The following is a 17,279-nucleotide window of genomic DNA, read 5'->3' as shown; positions in this document are numbered from 1 at the left end:
GAGATGGGCATGTTCGAGAGCACGTTCAGCTGGAACGACCTGCAATTCATGCTTCAGGGCGCCTGGGTCACGATTTTGCTGACCGTGGTGTCGATGATCATCGGCACGCTGGCCGGGGTGGTCTGCGGCATGGCCCGCGCCCTGCTGCCGCGCAGCACGATCCCGTTGGCGTGGGTGCTGGACGTGTTTCGCAGCGTGCCGTTGCTGATCCAGTTCGTGCTGTTCAACGCGCTGAAAAGCATCGTCGGCCTGAACTGGAGCGCCTTCGCCGTCGCCTGCGTGGTGCTGGGCCTGTACGTCACCGCTTACTGCACGGAGATCGTGCGCAGCGGCGTGCTGTCGGTGCCGCTCAGCCTGCGCCGCGCCAGTCGTTCCCTGGGCCTGACGTACTGGCAGGACCTGCGCCAGATCGTCATGCCGATGGCCACCCGCGTGGCGTTTCCCGGCTGGATCAACCTGCTGCTGGGGGTGATGAAAGACACCGCGCTGGTGATGTGGATCGGCATCGTCGAACTGCTGCGCGCCTCGCAAACCATCGTCACGCGCATTCAGGAGCCGCTGTTGGTGCTGTGCATCGCCGGCCTGATTTATTACGTCATGAGTCTGGTGGTCGCTCGCCTGGGCGCCCGGCTGGAAACGAGGTGGCAGGAAAATGATTGAGATCGACAACGTGCACAAGTCATTCGGCGAGCTTGAGGTCATCAAGGGCGTGAGCCTGCAGGTGAACAAGGGCGAAGTGGTGTCGATCATCGGCGGTTCGGGCTCGGGCAAGTCGACCTTGCTGATGTGCATCAACGGCCTGGAATCGATCAAGAGCGGCAGCATTCGCGTCGACGGCACCGAGGTTCACGCCAGGGGCACGGACATCAACAAGCTGCGGCAGAAGATCGGCATTGTCTTCCAGCAGTGGAACGCGTTCCCCCATCTGACGGTGCTGGAAAACGTGATGCTCGCCCCGCGCACGGTACTGGGCAAAAGCAAGGCCGAAGCCGAAGCGCTGGCGGTCAAGCAGCTGACCCACGTCGGGCTGGGCGACAAGCTCAAGGTGTTTCCCGGCAAATTGTCGGGCGGTCAGCAACAGCGCATGGCGATTGCCCGTGCGTTGGCGATGTCGCCGGATTACATGCTGTTCGACGAAGCGACGTCGGCCCTCGATCCCCAACTGGTGGGCGAGGTACTGGACACCATGCGCATGCTGGCCGAGGACGGCATGACGATGATTCTGGTGACCCACGAAATCCGCTTCGCCCGGGACGTGTCGGACCGCGTGGCGTTTTTCCGCAACGGGCTGGTGCACGAGATCGGCACGCCGGATCAGGTGATCGGCAACCCGCAACGGCCGGAGACGGCGGATTTTTTGCGATCAATCAACTAGAGCCTGCTCAGGAGGATTTTAGGTCATGCGCTCATCGAAAGTGATTCATGTGGTCAGTTGTCACGCCGAGGGTGAGGTGGGCGATGTGATTGTTGGCGGGGTTGCGCCGCCTCCCGGAGAGACGATCTGGGAGCAGTCGCGCTGGATCGAGAAGGACAACGTGCTACGCAATTTCATGCTCAATGAGCCCCGCGGCGGGGTGTTCCGCCACGTCAATCTGCTGGTGCCGCCCAAGCACCCGAAGGCGCAGATGGGCTGGATCATCATGGAGCCGGCCGACGTGCCGCCGATGTCCGGCTCCAATTCCCTTTGCGTGGCGACGGTGCTGCTGGACAGCGGGATTCTGCCGATGACCGAGCCGGAAACCCGGCTGATTCTGGAGGCGCCGGGCGGCCTGATCGAGGCGATTGCCCAGTGCCGCGACGGCAAGGTGACGAGCGTCGAGGTGCACAACCACCCTTCTTTCGCCGATCAGCTGGACGTGTGGATCGAGGTGCCGGGGTTGGGTTCGATGCAGGTCGATACCGCCTATGGCGGCGACAGTTTCGCCATCGTCGATTCGGTGAAGCTGGGCTTTTCGTTGACCGCCGATGAAGCCAAGGACCTGGTGGACACCGGCCTGAAAATCACCAAAGCGGCCAACGAGCAACTGGGTTTCAGCCATCCGTTGAACAGGGACTGGAATCACATTTCCTTCTGCCAGATCGCCGCGCCGGTGAATTTTGACGGCGGCGTGGCGAATGCGGCAAACGCGGTGGTGATTCGCCCGGGCAAGATCGACCGCTCGCCGTGCGGCACCGGCTGTTCGGCGCGGCTGGCGGTGTTGCATGCGAAGGGTCAGTTGAAGGTGGGGGACCGGTTTATCGGACGTTCGATCATTGGCTCGGAGTTCCACTGCAAGATCCAGAGCGAGACTGAAGTGGCCGGGCGCAAGGCGATCATCCCGAGCCTGTCCGGGCGGGCGTGGATCACCGGGACGCACCAGCACATGCTCGACCCGAGCGACCCGTGGCCGGAGGGCTACAAGCTGAGTGATACCTGGCCGGTGGGGTTGAAGCTGTAGATGCTGCGGCTGCTTTCAATAAATCGAAACCGATTTTTCTGAATGAATGCAAAACCGATTTTTTCTGAATGAATGCAAATCCTGTAGGAGTGAGCTTGCTCGCGAATGCGGTATGTCTGCGATGGATGTGGTGACTGACACTCCGCATTCGCGAGCAAGCTCACTCCTACAAGGGGTCGGGGACAGCCTGAAGCACCGCTAACGCAGAAAAAGAAGGGCGTCATACGCCCAAACCAGAACGTATACGAAATACCTTTACCCAATCAGGAGTCAATCATGAGCCAGTCCGTATCCTGGAGCGGGGTCTTCCCTGCCGTTACCACGCAATTCAACAACGATTTCTCCCTCAATCTGGAGGCGACCCACAAAGTCATTTCCAACCTGGTGCGCGATGGCGTGTCGGGTCTGGTGATCTGCGGGACTGTGGGCGAGAACACCTCCCTGAGCGTCGCTGAAAAAATCAGCCTGGTGGAAGCCGCCAAAGACGCCTCGGCCGGGCGCGTGCCGGTGATTTCCGGCATCGCCGAGTTCACCAGCGCCAATGCCAGTGCCGTCGCCAAAGAAGTGCAGAAAGCCGGCGCCGACGGGATCATGCTGATGCCGGCGCTGGTGTACTCGGCCAAGCCTTTCGAAACCGCCACGCACTTCCGCACCGTGGCCGCCGCCACCGACCTGCCGATGATGGTTTACAACAACCCGCCGATCTACAAGAACGACGTCACGCCGGACATCCTCATCTCCCTGGCGGACTGCGACACCATCGTGTGTTTCAAGGATTCGTCGGGGAACACCAACCGCTTTATCGACGTGCGCAACGAAGTCGGTGATCGCTTCGTGCTGTTTGCCGGGCTCGATGATGTGTTGGTGGAGAGCGTCGCCGTGGGCGCGGTGGGCTGGGTGTCGGGGATGTCCAACGCCTTCCCCAAAGAGGGCGAGACGCTGTTCCGTCTGGCCAAGGCCGGGCGTTTTGCCGAGGCGATGGCGCTGTATGAGTGGTTCATGCCGCTGCTGCACCTGGATGCGCGTCCGGACCTGGTGCAGTGCATCAAGCTGTGCGAAGCGATCATGGAACGCGGCAGCGCCCTCACCCGCCCACCGCGGCTGGCGCTGCCGGACAGTGATCGGGAATATGTCGAGAAATTGATGAAGACTGCGTTGGCGAACAAGCCGGTGTTGCCGGATGTGGGGTTGTAACCCGCGCTTTGATGGGGTGAACGAATACGTGAGCCCCGCACCATCTTCGGTAGGAGCGTGGCTTGTCCCGCGATCTGGCGCGAAGCGGCAGCAAACTGACAACTGCGGGGAGTCAGGTGCCCCGCGTTTGCAGGTTTCACGACGACTGCGTCGCCGATCGCGGGACAAGCCACGCTCCTACGGTTCTGCGGCGGATGAGCCTTCGCATTCGCCCTTACACATTCACCACATTTACAAACCGCGAGGCGGCGGTGTCGTCGATGCGCAGGTTGGTGAAATCGAACAGGTTGCGGTCCGCCAGTTGCGACGGCTGGACGTTCTGCAGGCTGCGGAAAATCATGTCGGAGCGGCCCGGGGTTTTGCGGTCCCATTCCTGCAGCATGTCCTTGACCACCTGACGCTGCAGGTTTTCCTGGGAGCCGCACAGGTTGCACGGGATGATCGGGAATTGCTTGATGTCCGAATAGGCCTGAATGTCCTTCTCGGCGCAGTAGGCCAGCGGACGGATCACCACGTTGCGGCCATCGTCGGCGCGCAGCTTGGGCGGCATGGCCTTGATGCTGCCCTGGAAAAACATGTTCAGGAAAAACGTCTCGACGATGTCGTCACGGTGGTGACCGAGGGCCATTTTGGTCGCGCCGATTTCATCCGCGAACGTATACAGCGTGCCGCGACGCAGGCGCGAACACAGCGAGCAGGTGGTCCGGCCCTCGGGGATCAATTCCTTGACCACCGAGTAGGTGTCTTTCTCGACGATGTGGTACTCGACGCCCAATTGCGCCAGGTACGCCGGCAGGACGTGCTCGGGGAAGCCTGGCTGCTTCTGGTCCATGTTCACCGCGACGATGTCGAAGTGGATCGGCGCGACTTTCTGCAAATGCATCAGCACATCCAGCAGCGTGTAACTGTCCTTGCCGCCGGACAGGCAGACCATCACCTTGTCGCCCTCTTCAATCATGTTGTAGTCGGCCACCGCTTCGCCCGCGAGCCGACGCAGACGCTTCTGCAGTTTGTTCTGATTGACTGAAAGGGTGCCCATGGTGCTGGTATCCGCTCGCTGTGGTGTGAAGTGACGTGGGGAAAGGGTCGGCATTTTACGCAAAAAGCCCGGACCGGGTAATGCCCGTTGCGGGTTCGATCGCGGTCGGTTTCGGAGGGTCTCTGATCGCTAACCGCTATTAGCCGCGTGTTTGAACACCTCAATCGCTCTAACGCATCCGGTTTTGGAGTGATCAGCTTTCTATACTGACCTGAGAGGTCCCAGCCATTTCCCTTGCTCGACTGAGACCTTGTCCTGACGGCATCTGGCGGTCAGGCGCTGCGTCGCAAGCGCTGACACACTTCACGGGAGTAACGGACATGATCCATCACGTCTTGGGGCTGTTTACCCACCCCGATCAGGAATGGCAACAGATACGTGGCGAAGGTGAAGAAAGCATCGGCCATATGTACCTCACCCACACGCTGATACTGGCAGCGATCCCGGCGGTGTCGGCGTACATCGGCACGACGCAGGTGGGCTGGCAAATCGGCGACCGCGCGCCGGTCATGCTGACCAGCGACAGTGCAGTGTGGATGGCGCTGATGTCGTACATCGCCATGCTCGCCGGGGTCGGCATCATGGGCGGCTTCATCCACTGGATGGCGCGCACCTATGACGCGACGCCCAGCCCTGCGCGCTGCGTCGCCTTTGCGACCTATACGGCGACGCCGCTGTTCCTCGGCGGGCTGGCCGCGCTGTACCCGCACATGTGGGTGGGGATGATGGTCGAGCTGGCGGCGGTTTGCTACACGGTTTACCTGCTGTACGTCGGTTTGCCGGTGTTCATGGGCGTCCACCCCGACGAAGGCTTCATGTTCTCAAGCTCTGTGCTGGCGGTCGGGCTGGTGGTGTTGGTGGCGATCATGGCCTTTACGGTGGTGCTGTGGGGCGTCGGAGTCGGGCCGGAATTCACGAACTGATACAGGGTGACCATTCGGCGCCTGGGGTTTTGGCGGTACATGAGCTTTGCGGCATACTCGCTTTCTCTGGAGACCGATGAAGCATGCTCGAACCACTTACCACCCGCGTCGAATCCTGCTACCAGCAAGCCGAAGACTTCTTCAAACGTCCTTTCAAACGTCCGGTGGTAAGCGTCAAGTTGCGCGGCCAGAAGGCCGGTGTAGCCCACCTGCACGAGAACATGCTGCGCTTCAATCCGCAGCTGTACCTCGAAAACAGCGAAGACTTTCTGCGCCAGACCGTCCCCCACGAGGTCGCGCATCTGATCGCTCACCAATTGTTCGGCGACACCATCCAGCCCCATGGCGAGGAATGGCAGCTGATCATGCGCGGCGTCTACGAGCTGCCGCCGAACCGTTGCCACACCTACGAAATCCAGCGCCGCAGCGTAACCCGCTACATCTACCGCTGCCCGTGCCCGGAAAGCGATTTCCCCTTCACCGCCCAGCGCCACAAGCTGGTGCGCAAAGGCCGCCGGTATCTGTGCAAGCGCTGCCGGGAGATTCTGGTGTTCAGCGGCGAGACGCGGGTGGAGTGACTCCCCGCTTTCTCAAGTGGCTGCAAGTAAGTCTTCGCGAGCAAGCTCGCTCCCACAGGATTGGAGTGGACTCGGGACTTTGTTGAAGCCACTGAGGTTGCGCACGAGTGACCGGGGTGGACTCGGGATCTTGGTAACGCCGCTGGACTTGTGGGAGTGAGCTTGCTCACGAAGGGGCCAGGGCAGTCAGCAATTTTCTCAAGTGGCTGCAAGCAAGTCTTCGCGAGCAAGCTCGCTCCCACAGGATTGGAGTGGACTCGGGACCTTGTTAAAGCCACTGAGGTTGCGCACGAGTGACCGGGGTGGACTCGGGATCTTGGTAACGCCGCTGGACTTGTGGGAGTGAGCTTGCTCACGAAGGGGCCAGGGCAGTCAGCAATTTTCTCAAGTGGCTGCAAGCAAGTCTTCGCGAGCAAGCTCGCTCCCACAGGATTGGAGTGGACTCGGGACCTTGTTAAAGCCACTGAGGTTGCGCACGAGTGACCGGGGTGGACTCGGGATCTTGGTAACGCCGCTGGACTTGTGGGAGTGAGCTTGCTCACGAAGGGGCCAGGGCAGTCAGCAATTTTCTCAAGTGGCTGCAAGCAAGTCTTCGCGAGCAAGCTCGCTCCCACAGGATTGGAGTGGACTCGGGACTTTGTTGAAGCCACTGAGGTTGCGCACGAGACGCCGGGGCATTCGATTGACCCTGCCTTCAGATTTCACCCAAACACCCCCGCATCACCCATCAACTGGATTTCCTGCGCGCTGAACCCTGCTTCGGCCAGCACCTCTGCGGAATGCGCGCCGACGGCCACGCCGATGTGCCGGGGCGTGGGCAGTCCTGCTGAGAACTTCACCGGACAGGCCATCTGCACCTGCGCGCTGCCATCACCGCGGGGCACCTGCGCCAGCATCTCTCGCGCCTGAATGTGCGGATGCTGCGTCGCTTCGGAGAAACTCAGCACCGGCTCGACACAGGCGTCGATGCCGGCAAACAGCGCTGTCAGCTCATCAGCACTGCGGCGCTCGAATTCGATTTGCAGCTCTCGCTTGAGCGCAGCCTGATCGTCGGGCACAAACGACCGCCCAAGCCGCGCCAGCTCCGGCCGGCCCAGGGCGGCGCACATCCCGTGGAGAAACCCCGGCTCCAGCCCTCCCACCGAAAACCATCTGCCGTCACGGCTGCGGTAGTAGTCGTAGAAGCTGCCGCCGTTGAGCATCTGCGCCTCCCGCTCAGGCTCGACGCCGGCCGCCAGATACCCCGCGCCCGCCAGGGCATTCAGGCTGAACGCGCAATCGGTCATGCTGACGTCGACGTACTGGCCCTGCCCGGTTTGATGGCGAGCGACCACCGCGGCGAGCAGGCCGATCACCCCATGCAGCGAACCGCCGGCCACATCCGCAACCTGCACGCCCAAGGGCAACGGCCCGCTGTCTTTGCGCCCGGTGTGGCTGGCGAGCCCGGCCACAGCCATGTAGTTGATGTCGTGTCCGGCGCGATCGCGGTAAGGCCCGGTCTGGCCGTAACCGGTGATAGCCACATAGATCAGCCGCGAATTGATCACCTTCAACGCCTCATACCCGATGCCCAGCCGGTCCATCACACCGGGCCGAAACTGTTCCAGCACGATGTCGTGATCCGCCACCAGCCGCTTGACCACTTCGATGGCCCGAGGCTGTTTGAGGTCCAGCGCCAGGCTGCGCTTGTTGCGGTTGAGGTAGGCGTGGCTGGCTGAGACACCGTGGTCATGGGGCGGCAATTCCCGCAGCAGGTCCGGGCGAGTGGGTGACTCGATGCGCAACACTTCGGCGCCCATGTCCGCCAGCAGCAACGAGGCGAACGGCCCGGGCAGCAACGTCGAGAAATCGAGGACTTTGAGGGATGACAGCGGACCTTGCATGGAGCGTTCTCTGATGGCCAGCGTGTGGCTCAGAGTAGGTGTGATTCGCCCATAAAAAAAGCCTGTCCGAGGACAGGCTTTTTCAACAACCTTTACCGTTAACGCAGCTTACGAACGTACAACAGGGCTTGGCGCGGTTTCAGCCACACCCAGGTCGTCGGTCGGCGCGGTGTTGTCGATGGCACGACCGCCAGACGCCAGCTCGGCCTGCATCTGCGGAACGTCCAACTCGCCGACCCACTTGGCGACCACCAGGGTTGCCACGGCGTTACCGCACAGGTTGGTCAGGGCGCGGGCTTCGGACATGAAGCGGTCGATGCCGAGGATCAGCGCCAGACCGGCCACCGGCAGATGGCCCACGGCGGACAGCGTCGCGGCCAGCACGATGAAGCCTGAACCGGTCACGCCTGCCGCACCTTTGGACGACAGCAGCAGCACCAGCAACAGGGTGACCTGATGGGTGATGTCCATGTGGGTGTTGGTGGCCTGAGCGATGAACACTGCGGCCATGGTCAGGTAGATCGAAGTACCGTCGAGGTTGAACGAGTAACCGGTCGGGATCACCAGACCGACGACGGATTTCTTCGCGCCCAGACGCTCCATCTTGATCAGCATGCGTGGCAGTGCCGACTCGGACGACGACGTACCCAGCACGATCAGCAGCTCTTCGCGGATGTACTTGATCAGCTTGAGGATGCTGAAGCCGTGAGCTTTGGCGATGGAGCCCAGCACCAGCAGCACGAACAGCAGGCAAGTGATGTAGAAGCACAGCATCAGCTGGCCCAGTTGCACCAGCGAGCTGACGCCGTAGGCACCGATGGTGAACGCCATGGCACCCAGCGCGCCGATCGGGGCGAGCTTCATGATCATGTTGATGATGTTGAACATGACGTGGGCGAAGCGATCGATGAAGTCCAGGATCGGCTTGCCGTAAGCGCCCAGGCGATGCAGGGCAAAACCGAAGATCACCGAGAACATCAGCACTTGCAGGATGTCGCCGTTGGCGAATGCGCCGACGATGGTGTTCGGGATCACGTTGAGGATGAAGCCGACGATGCTCTGGTCTTTACCGGCGGTCACGTAGGCCGCGACTTTGGAAGCGTCGAGGGTGGACACGTCGATGTTCATGCCGGCGCCCGGCTGGACGACGTTGACCACGATCAGGCCGATGATCAGCGAGATGGTCGAGACGATTTCGAAGTAGAGCAGCGCGTAGCCGCCGGTCTTGCCCACGGATTTCATGCTCTGCATGCCAGCGATGCCGCTGACGACGGTGCAGAAGATGATCGGTGCAATGACCATTTTGATCAGTTTGATAAAACCGTCACCCAGCGGTTTGAGCGTTACGGCAGTTTCGGGGTACCAGTGGCCGAGGGCGATACCGACGATGATCGCGACGATCACCTGGGCGTAAAGGGATTTATAGATGGGCTGACGAGTCGTCATTGCAGTTTCCTCAAGAGCATCGAGCTGCAGCATTCCGGTTGCAGTGACGCCTAAAGTGCGAACCCTCCTGCTCGGAGGGATTTGTTTTTGTCGAGCTGCGCGCGGCAGACCTCTGCCCAGTGCTTTGCAGGCACCGTGCCAGTGTTGATAAATCGCAGGAGAGGCCCGGTTTCCGTGAACCGTCTGTTTAACGGTAGACCCGTAAACCGGAAAGGGATGGCGGTTTTCCGCCGTTTGGCGGCAAATACCTCGCCACACTGGCGGGTATCCGCCTCGAAGGGCGTGGGAACGCCTTGAGGTTAGATGGCGAACTGAATGCGGAAGGCCGCGCCGCCCAGTTCCGAATCGCCCAAGGTCAGCTGCGCGCCATAGCTTTCGATGATGTCCTTGACCACCGCCAGACCGATGCCTTGCCCCGGGTTCTGCGTGTCCAGTCGCTCGCCGCGTTCGAGAATCCGTGCGCGCTGGCTTTCCGGAACGCCCGGGCCGTCGTCTTCGATGCACAACTCGTCGCCCATCATCGATGACCGCCAGCTCACGCGCACTTCGCCCAGGCACAGGCGGTAGGCGTTTTCCAGCAGGTTGCCGAGCATCTCCAGCAAGGCGCCCTCTTCCATTTGCACCTGGCCGTTGTCCGGCAGGTCGAGGACCACGTTGACGCGCTTGTCGCGGTAGACCTTTTCCAGCGTGTTGCACAGGCTTTGCACCACGGGTCTCAGGGCCACGTGATAACGCACCAGCCCGCTTTTGCGCAGACTGGCGCGCTGCAATTGATAGCTGATCTGCTGGCTCATGCGTTCGATCTGCGATTGCAGAATCCGCGCCTGCTCCAGGTCTTCCGGCCGTTTGGCAATCTGCTCGCTGACGCCCTGCAGCACGGCCAGCGGGGTTTTCAGGCTGTGGGCGAGATCGTCGAGAGAGTCGCGGTATCGAATGCGTTGCTCCCGTTCGCTGCGCAACAGGCGGTTGAGCGAGTCGGTCAGGCGCAGCAGTTCGCTGGGGTGTTCTTCGCTGAGGCTTTCCCGCGAGCCGGCCTCGACCTGATCTAGTTCCTGACTCATGCCCCGCAGGGCGCGCAGGCCCCAGGTCAGCCCGCCCCACAGCAGAATCAACAGAACCAGCAGCGCGCCGCCGAAGCCCAGGTAGAGTTTCTGGCGCAGGCCGGAAATGGTTTCCTGGTATTCGCGCACCGGTTGCAGGGCGACGATGCTGAAAGCGGCGTTGCGGCCGCCGAGCAGTTTGATTTCGACGTCGTAGACGAAAAATTCTTCGCCGTTGGGTTGGCGGATCTTGGCGAATTCGTTGCCGCGGCCGTCGTAGCGTGGCTGGTAGTCGATGGCTTCGTCTTCGGTGGCCCGGGAGCGCCACACCAGTTTGCCGGCGCGGTTATAGATGTAGCCGAGCAAGCGGCTGTCGGGCAGGGCAAATTGTTCGCCGGGCAGTAACGACGGCATCAACAGGTGATCGTCTTCGACCCGGGCGGCGGAGATCAGCGTGGTGACGTCGGACGCCAGGCGTTTTTCGATGGAGCTTTCCAGCGCCAGGCTGAAGGCGCTCTGCAGCGCCGGCAGCATCAGCAGCATGAAAATGACGGCCAAGGTCGCGGCGCCCAGCATCAGACGCAGGCGCAGCGAACGAATCATGTACAGCGCTCGGTGAACAGGTAGCCCAGGCCGCGCACGGTGTCGATCGGTTTGAAGCCGGCGGGCCCTTCGAGTTTGCGCCGCAGACGGCCGACCAACACTTCGATCACGTTCGGATCGCGCTCGTCATCATCGGGGTACAGCTGTTCCATCAGGCGTTCCTTGGGCACCACTTGCTGGTGATGGCGCATGAGGTATTCGAGAATCCGGTATTCGTAGGCGGTCAGCGCCAGGGGCTGTTCGTCCAGGGACGCCTGCTTGCGGTTGAGGTCCAGGGTCAGCGGGCCGGCGACAATTGTCGAGTGGGTGAAACCGCTGGAGCGTCGCAGCAAGGCGTTGAGGCGCGCTTCGAGCTCTTCGAACTGGAAGGGCTTGACCACGTAGTCGTCGGCGCCGGCAGCCAGGCCTTCGACCTTGTCCTGCCAGTTGCCGCGCGCGGTCAGGATGAGGATCGGGAATGCCTTGTTCTGCACGCGCAGCTGGCGGATCAGGTCGAGACCGCCAACCCCGGGCAGGCCCAGGTCGATGACCGCCAGATCGTGGTTGAACTGGCCCGCCTGATACAACGCTTCCTCGGCGTTGCCCACCGCTTCGACGACGTGACCGCTTTCGGTCAGACGGGTCTGCAGGTGGTGACGCAGCAGGGCTTCATCTTCGACAACCAGCAATTTCATGACGCTCTCCCAGGCAAAGGCAACCCTCTTTTTTCAAGAGTCTCAACGACGCTGCCGAGCGCGTGCAGTGTGACGAGCCCGGCAGTGATTGTGCAATCCAGACACCGCTAAAAACAGGCTGGCGGCTTATAAACCGGCTTATAAAACGTGGTGGACAGGTAAATAGGTGTGCGGGCTCTCGCTCAGGCTCAACGAGGGAGGTTGCTGCGCTGTGCGGGCTGGTGCGCCGGTCTCGAACAGTCTAGACGTGCCCGGTGAAGACATCTGCACGCTGTAAACGGCCGGAAGATTGCCCGTTTGAAAGCTCACCCCGTTGACGCGGGCTGTGAGATTTCCGTAGCCGGCGGCGTAGGGATCGTCCATAGGCTGCTGGCTGAAGGTCTGGCTCCAATTGCCGACCTGGCTGGTGGTGGCCAGACCGCGGCGCAGGCCGTTGAGGCGGTCGGCGCGTTCGGTGTTCTTGCCGAAATCGGTGCGGGACAGGTCCGCGTTGCCATCAGCCGCTTGCGCCGCCGCGCTGCTGCCAAGGAACGCCAGCGCCAGAAAGAGCTTGTTGAACGTCAGCATGAGCAGGTCCTCCGGCGCCAGGCGCCTTGTTGGGTACGGTTTGGAGCATACCCAGCCAGCGCTGAACCCCTCCTGAACACGTACTGACCCACCGCATTCGTCAGCAAGCTGACTCCCACAGGTTCTGTGCCTGGCGCTGAATTCCCGGGCAGCGAAGATCTCTTGTGTCGGCCTAACGGCCTCAGGTTTCGCCTTCGGCGAGTTACTTGGAAAAGCACCCCAAGTAACCAAGGGTGCCTGCTCCTGGTTTGGCCCTTCGTTCCTCAGGGTTCCTTCACTCCGGTCTCGCTCCGTGGGCCCGCGCCGAACGGACATCCATGTCCTGACGGCGCTCTCGCCGCATCCATGCGGCTCGGCCCACTGCGCGAGACCTGCGTTCAGCCTGCACCCAAGTCGCGATTGGCGGTGTCTGAGCTTTCTGCGCATGAAGATCAAAAGCTTCCCGGCTGAAGCCGGTCCTACAGATCTACCGCGGCCACTGTAGGACTGGCTTTAGCCAGGAAGAGGCCGGTTTGATCACCACGCATTTCACTGAATGCACGCGCTGCTCTTTGTGGGACCGGCTTCACCCGGGAAGAGGCCAGCAGAGCGAGCTAGCTCGCGAAGGCGGTCTGCCTCGGCCATCAACTTTGTCTGAGCCACCCATTCGTCAGCAAGCTGACTCCCACAGGTTCTGTGCATGACGCTGAAGTCTCGGACCCACACACATCTCCTGTGGGAGCGAGCTTGCTCGCGAATGCTTTCTGCCTGTGCCATCCACTTCGCCTGACCCACCGCATTCGTCAGCAAGCTGACTCCCACAGGTTCTGTGCATGACTTTGGATTGGGGATTTCCGGCAAACCAGTTTTGCGCCCAACACGGCGGTTCCGGCAGAATGCCGGGCATGACTCAATCTCCGACACTGCCTGACTGTTGCCCCGCCCTCACCGCTCACTGGCCCTTGCCCCATGGGCTGGCGGATGTGGTGTTGGTGAGCAGTCGCTTCGATCCGCAAAAGCTCATCGACGGCGATTTTCAGCGCTGTCTCATCGAGCCGCCCGCCTCCATTCAGCGGTCGGTGGCCAAGCGGAAGACGGAGTTTCTCGCCGGTCGTTTGTGCGCGCGGGAGGCGATGCGCCGGTTGGACGGCCGCTCCCATGTCCCGCTGATTGGCGAGGATCGCGCGCCGGTCTGGCCAGCGGACGTCACCGGCTCGATCACCCACAGCACCGGGTGGGCCGCCGCGATCGTGGCGCGAAAATCAGACTGGCGCGGACTGGGCCTGGACGTGGAACAGTTGATGAGCCACGAGCGCGCCGTGCGTCTGGCCGGAGAGATTCTGACGCCGGCGGAAATGCAACGCCTGAACGCCGGCCCCGAGCATGAAGCAGCCAAGCTCGTCACCCTGACCTTTTCCCTGAAAGAAAGCCTGTTCAAGGCGCTCTACCCCATCGTGCTCAAGCGGTTCTATTTCGAGGCCGCCGAGTTGCTCGACTGGTCAGACGAAGGCACTGCGCGCCTGCGGCTGAACATCGATCTGTCGGCGGAATGGCACAACGGCAAGGAGCTGGACGCGCAGTTCAGCGTGCAGGATGGGCAGCTGTTGAGTCTGGTGGCGATTCGAGGCTGACGGTCGCGCCCAGCGGACAATGCTCACACCGCCCCACCCATTCCACCCGATGACTCAAACAGCACGTGCGCCGTTGCCGAACCATCTGCCCGTCCTTTTCTATATAGCTAACGGCGTTGAACAGCGGATTGCGCCGCCCATCCGGCCTCAGCCGTTCCCGCAACAGCCCATACCCTGCCGCAACTGAAACCTCGCTCGCCGCAGACAACTGCCGCAAGCAGGTTTCAAGATAATCCCCGGCGTTGCCCCACAGCACCGCCGTCGGCACATCGCCGTAGGCACTCAAGCGATCGATCACGTGCTGCAGATTCTCTAGCAGCGGCGCAAACCGCTCGAACGGATCGTCCGAAACCGCCACCGGCGTAACGGCCCCCTCAAACCTCACCCCATCCAGATAGCCACGTTCATGCAGGGCAAAACTCAGGTGATCCAGCCCCAGCGGCCACCCCAGGCCATAGGCCAGACTCGCCACCACCACCGGCGGGATCAGCTGCATGGCGTAGTACTTCATCCACTGCGAAACCAGCACCGGCAACTGCTCCCTCAGCAACGCCGGCCCATACACCTTCAGCAGCAAGCGATCCAGAACCTCATCCTGCAACAGCTCGGTCAGCGGCAACACAGGCCGCGTTTCATCGACCCGCACCGTGCGAGCAAACCCGGCCAGCGCACCGTCGAACATCATGCATCTCCCTGCTTACGCGGCCAGGCCAGGCTGAAACACGCACCCCCCAAGGTATGGCTGCGCCCGATCAACGCGCGCCCGCCGTGCCAATGAATGATGCGGCGCACGATCGACAATCCCAGCCCATGCCCGCCCGACGCCCGGGTGCGGCTGTCGTCCAGACGCATAAACGGCGTGAAAATCCGCTCCCAGGCACTTTCCGGCACGCCGGGTCCGTTATCGTCCACGTCGATGCGACAGCGCTCTTCACTCAACTGATAGCCGATGCGCACCTCCGATTCGGCGTGGCGCATGGCGTTGCTCACCAGATTCTGCAGCGCACGGTGCAAGTATCGCGGCTCGGCCTCCACCCAGTGCTCTTCGCCCGATCCGACACGATGCAGCGCATCAACACACTCCCCGCGCCTGACACTGATATTCGGCCGCAGCGGCGCCAGTTCGGCAATCACCTGATCGATCAGGGCGTCGAGGTCGATGCGCTGGAAATTCAGGGTCGGCGCGCCCTGCTCCAGGCGCGCGTAGGTGAGCATCTCGTCCACCAGCTTGTCGAGGTCCTGAATATCGCTGTCCATGCCGACCATGTATTTATGCCGCGCTTCCGGGTTGGTGGCGTCGTTGATCATTTCCAGCCCGAAACGCAACCGCGCCACCGGCGTGCGCAGCTCATGGGACACCGCGCGCACCAGTTCGCGCTGGATCATCAGCGAACGCTGCAGGTGCTCGGCCATACCGTTGAACGCCGACGCCAGCCGCCCGACCGAATCCGCGCCCGCCCCCGCACTTGCTACAGGCACGCGGGTTTCCAGGCTGCCCTGGGCGATCTGCGTGGCCGCCGCTTCCAGTCCGCGCAGACGATGCTCGAGCCGACGCACCAGCAGGTAAACGACCAGGCCGATCAGGCACAGCCCCAGAAACGCGATCAGGATCAGCAGCTCCGGCGGATAGGCGTTCATCTGGAACAGCGGGCCGATCTCCAGCACCCACGGGGTTTCGCCAACGCCAGACAGCACGCGGATCGAATCGCCGCCCTTGCCCAGCGCCATCACCGTGTCGCCCTCGTCGATGCGCCGACGCTGGTCATCGTCCACATCCAGGTTCTCCAGACGGATCAGCTGCATGTCAAAGCCGAACCCCTTGCTCTGGCGCAACGCTTCCAGCCGCGCCGGCTGCTCATCGACGGGCAGACGCACCAATTCGTCGAGCAACAGAAAGATGGTCGCGCGGGCCAGTTGCTCGCTGATCTGCCGCACCTCGCCGGTCAGGAGCAAGCCGCTGGACGGATTGCCTGACAGCCCAGGCTCGACCTCCCGAAACACTTGCGCGGCATGGGGTCCGGTCTGTTCGACCACCACCTGCCCGCGACTCAGCCGACTGCGCGCGCCGCCGTCCAAGTGCGCGCGCTCGGCGGTTTGCAGTGTCAGCGGAATGCCCAGCAGGCGCTCCCACACGGCGAGGGCGCGAGTGCGTTCGATGTCATTCATGCCACGCAGATTGTCGGCCATCAGCGTGAAGGTGCCGTGGGCCAATTGCTCGCGGTACCGATCGGCGCGCACGGCGTTGACCAGATGCAGGGTCAGCACGCCGAGCAATGCCACCAGCACCAGAACGCCGAGCATGCCGCCATAGATGCGCAGGAAGATGGAATTCATCGGTCAGCCGTCGCGCTTGAGGGAGGGCAGTTGCGAGGCGGCGTGGGGCACGAACAGGTAACCCTTGTTGCGCACGGTCTTGATCAGGCGCGGGTGGTCGGGGTCGTCACCGATGCGCGGGCGGATTTTCGAGATGCGCACGTCGATGGAGCGGTCCTGGCCGTCGTAGCCGACGCCGCGCAGGGCGGTGAAGATTTCTTCGCGAGAGAGGATGCGCCCGGCGTTGCTGACCAACAGCCACAGCAGGTCGAATTCGGCGCTGGTCAGCTCGACGCTCTGGTCGTTGAGCCAGGCTTCGCGCAGGGTGTTGTCCACCACCAGCGCGCCGAATTCCAGACGGTGCTGTACCTGGACAGGGCTTTCGACGGTTTCGCTGCGCCTTAATAAGGCATGGATGCGCGCGAGCAGTACGCGGGGGTGCACCGGTTTGCCGACGTAATCGTCTGCGCCCATGTCCAGGCCCTGGATCTGGTCGCTGTCGTCGGTGCGCGCGGTGAGCATCAAGATCGGGCCGTCATAGCGGCTACGCACCTTGCGACAGATGGTCAGGCCGTCCTCGCCGGGCAGCATGAGGTCGAGGATCACCAGGTCCGGCTGCTCGTCGATGATTCGCAGGGCCGCCCGCGCGCCGTCTCCTTCGAGGCTCACGCGCAGGCCATTGTTTTCGAGGTAGTCGCGGGTGAGCTCGGCCAGCCGCTGGTCATCCTCGATGATCAGCACCTGCCAGGGTTGTGGCTGCACGGTGAGGCTCCTTGTTTTTTCTTATTAATAGTGCTTGCGCAACGGGCTTTTGCGATCGCGTTCACGCCCGCAAAATTCCCGAAAAAATGATTTCGGCCGCCGACAAAGCGCTCATCCCAGACGCCATGCGGCCTACACGGGATTTCGCCGTTTCACACACAAATTACACACAGCCTTATCCACAGGTCATGCGTTGCAGTAAGTGTCCG

At 62.1% G+C, this 17,279-nt stretch carries 16 protein-coding genes; 7 read left to right on the top strand and 9 right to left on the bottom strand.

Translation table 11 applies throughout. From position 1 onward, the window contains the following. Positions 1-9 precede the first annotated feature (9 nt). The 4 genes from BBI10_RS25235 to BBI10_RS25220 all read left to right on the top strand — a co-directional run bounded on the left by BBI10_RS25235 (position 10) and on the right by BBI10_RS25220 (position 3,632). Positions 10-660, top strand: coding sequence for an amino acid ABC transporter permease (locus tag BBI10_RS25235; RefSeq protein WP_065992810.1), 651 nt, complete (start codon positions 10-12; stop codon positions 658-660). Next, positions 653-1,375 carry an amino acid ABC transporter ATP-binding protein gene (locus BBI10_RS25230; RefSeq protein ID WP_065992809.1) on the top strand — a complete coding sequence of 241 codons (723 nt, stop codon included), beginning with the start codon at positions 653-655 and terminating at the stop codon, positions 1,373-1,375. The genes BBI10_RS25235 and BBI10_RS25230 overlap by 8 nt, the downstream gene beginning before the upstream one ends. A gap of 25 nt (positions 1,376-1,400) precedes the next feature. Further along, entirely contained in the window at positions 1,401-2,438 is a 1,038-nt protein-coding gene (locus BBI10_RS25225) for a trans-3-hydroxy-L-proline dehydratase (protein WP_065992808.1), read from the top strand. Positions 2,439-2,714: 276 nt separating this feature from the next. Then, complete coding sequence (locus BBI10_RS25220) at positions 2,715-3,632, top strand: dihydrodipicolinate synthase family protein (protein WP_065992807.1); 918 nt, start codon at positions 2,715-2,717, stop codon at positions 3,630-3,632. Positions 3,633-3,846: 214 nt separating this feature from the next. Here BBI10_RS25220 and ttcA read toward each other — a convergent pair whose 3' ends face one another. Further along, positions 3,847-4,671 carry a tRNA 2-thiocytidine(32) synthetase TtcA gene (ttcA, locus tag BBI10_RS25215; protein ID WP_065992805.1) on the bottom strand — a complete coding sequence of 275 codons (825 nt, stop codon included), beginning with the start codon at positions 4,669-4,671 and terminating at the stop codon, positions 3,847-3,849. A gap of 320 nt (positions 4,672-4,991) precedes the next feature. On the opposite strand from ttcA, the gene BBI10_RS25210 reads away from it, so the two are divergent. Both BBI10_RS25210 and BBI10_RS25205 read left to right on the top strand, forming a co-directional pair. Further along, on the top strand, positions 4,992-5,594 hold the full coding sequence (locus BBI10_RS25210) for a Yip1 family protein (RefSeq protein ID WP_065992801.1): 603 nt from the start codon (positions 4,992-4,994) through the stop codon (positions 5,592-5,594). Between the two features lie 83 nt (positions 5,595-5,677). Further along, the gene (locus BBI10_RS25205) at positions 5,678-6,172 is read left to right on the top strand and encodes a SprT family zinc-dependent metalloprotease (protein ID WP_065992800.1); all 495 of its coding nucleotides are present in this window, start codon (positions 5,678-5,680) and stop codon (positions 6,170-6,172) included. 701 nt (positions 6,173-6,873) lie between these two features. Here BBI10_RS25205 and BBI10_RS25200 read toward each other — a convergent pair. From BBI10_RS25200 to BBI10_RS25180, 5 genes are all read right to left on the bottom strand, one after another. After that, entirely contained in the window at positions 6,874-8,055 is a 1,182-nt protein-coding gene (locus tag BBI10_RS25200) for a CaiB/BaiF CoA transferase family protein (protein ID WP_065992799.1), read from the bottom strand. Positions 8,056-8,163: 108 nt separating this feature from the next. Continuing rightward, positions 8,164-9,501 (bottom strand): dicarboxylate/amino acid:cation symporter, encoded by a 1,338-nt coding sequence (locus BBI10_RS25195; RefSeq protein WP_065993219.1) that lies wholly within the window; start codon positions 9,499-9,501, stop codon positions 8,164-8,166. 299 nt (positions 9,502-9,800) lie between these two features. Further along, entirely contained in the window at positions 9,801-11,144 is a 1,344-nt protein-coding gene (locus BBI10_RS25190; RefSeq protein ID WP_065992797.1) for an ATP-binding protein, read from the bottom strand. Next, positions 11,141-11,818 carry a response regulator transcription factor gene (locus BBI10_RS25185; protein WP_065992796.1) on the bottom strand — a complete coding sequence of 226 codons (678 nt, stop codon included), beginning with the start codon at positions 11,816-11,818 and terminating at the stop codon, positions 11,141-11,143. Before BBI10_RS25185 ends, BBI10_RS25190 begins: the two co-directional genes overlap by 4 nt. 138 nt (positions 11,819-11,956) lie before the next feature. After that, complete coding sequence (locus BBI10_RS25180) at positions 11,957-12,385, bottom strand: hypothetical protein (protein WP_065992795.1); 429 nt, start codon at positions 12,383-12,385, stop codon at positions 11,957-11,959. 884 nt (positions 12,386-13,269) lie between these two features. Here BBI10_RS25180 and BBI10_RS25170 point away from each other — a divergent pair. Continuing rightward, on the top strand, positions 13,270-13,995 hold the full coding sequence (locus BBI10_RS25170) for a 4'-phosphopantetheinyl transferase family protein (protein WP_208600771.1): 726 nt from the start codon (positions 13,270-13,272) through the stop codon (positions 13,993-13,995). Here the strand turns inward: BBI10_RS25170 and fhuF are convergent. From fhuF to BBI10_RS25155, 3 genes are read right to left on the bottom strand one after another with little or no spacing between them, the layout of a single operon-like run. Next, a complete protein-coding gene (fhuF, locus tag BBI10_RS25165) occupies positions 13,946-14,680 on the bottom strand; it encodes a siderophore-iron reductase FhuF (RefSeq protein WP_065992787.1) in 735 nt (244 codons plus the stop codon). The genes BBI10_RS25170 and fhuF overlap by 50 nt on opposite strands. Beyond that, positions 14,677-16,329, bottom strand: coding sequence for an ATP-binding protein (locus BBI10_RS25160; protein ID WP_065992786.1), 1,653 nt, complete (start codon positions 16,327-16,329; stop codon positions 14,677-14,679). Before BBI10_RS25160 ends, fhuF begins: the two co-directional genes overlap by 4 nt. Before the next feature lie 3 nt (positions 16,330-16,332). Continuing rightward, a complete protein-coding gene (locus BBI10_RS25155) occupies positions 16,333-17,070 on the bottom strand; it encodes a response regulator (protein ID WP_065992785.1) in 738 nt (245 codons plus the stop codon). Positions 17,071-17,279 lie beyond the last annotated feature (209 nt).

Origin of the sequence: Pseudomonas graminis (assembly GCF_001705435.1) — a bacterium.
In the GTDB taxonomy this organism is placed as follows: Bacteria; Pseudomonadota; Gammaproteobacteria; order Pseudomonadales; family Pseudomonadaceae; genus Aquipseudomonas; species Aquipseudomonas graminis_B.
The sequence above is the reverse complement of the archived record's forward strand: the minus strand, read 5'-3'. Positions and strand labels throughout refer to the sequence as shown.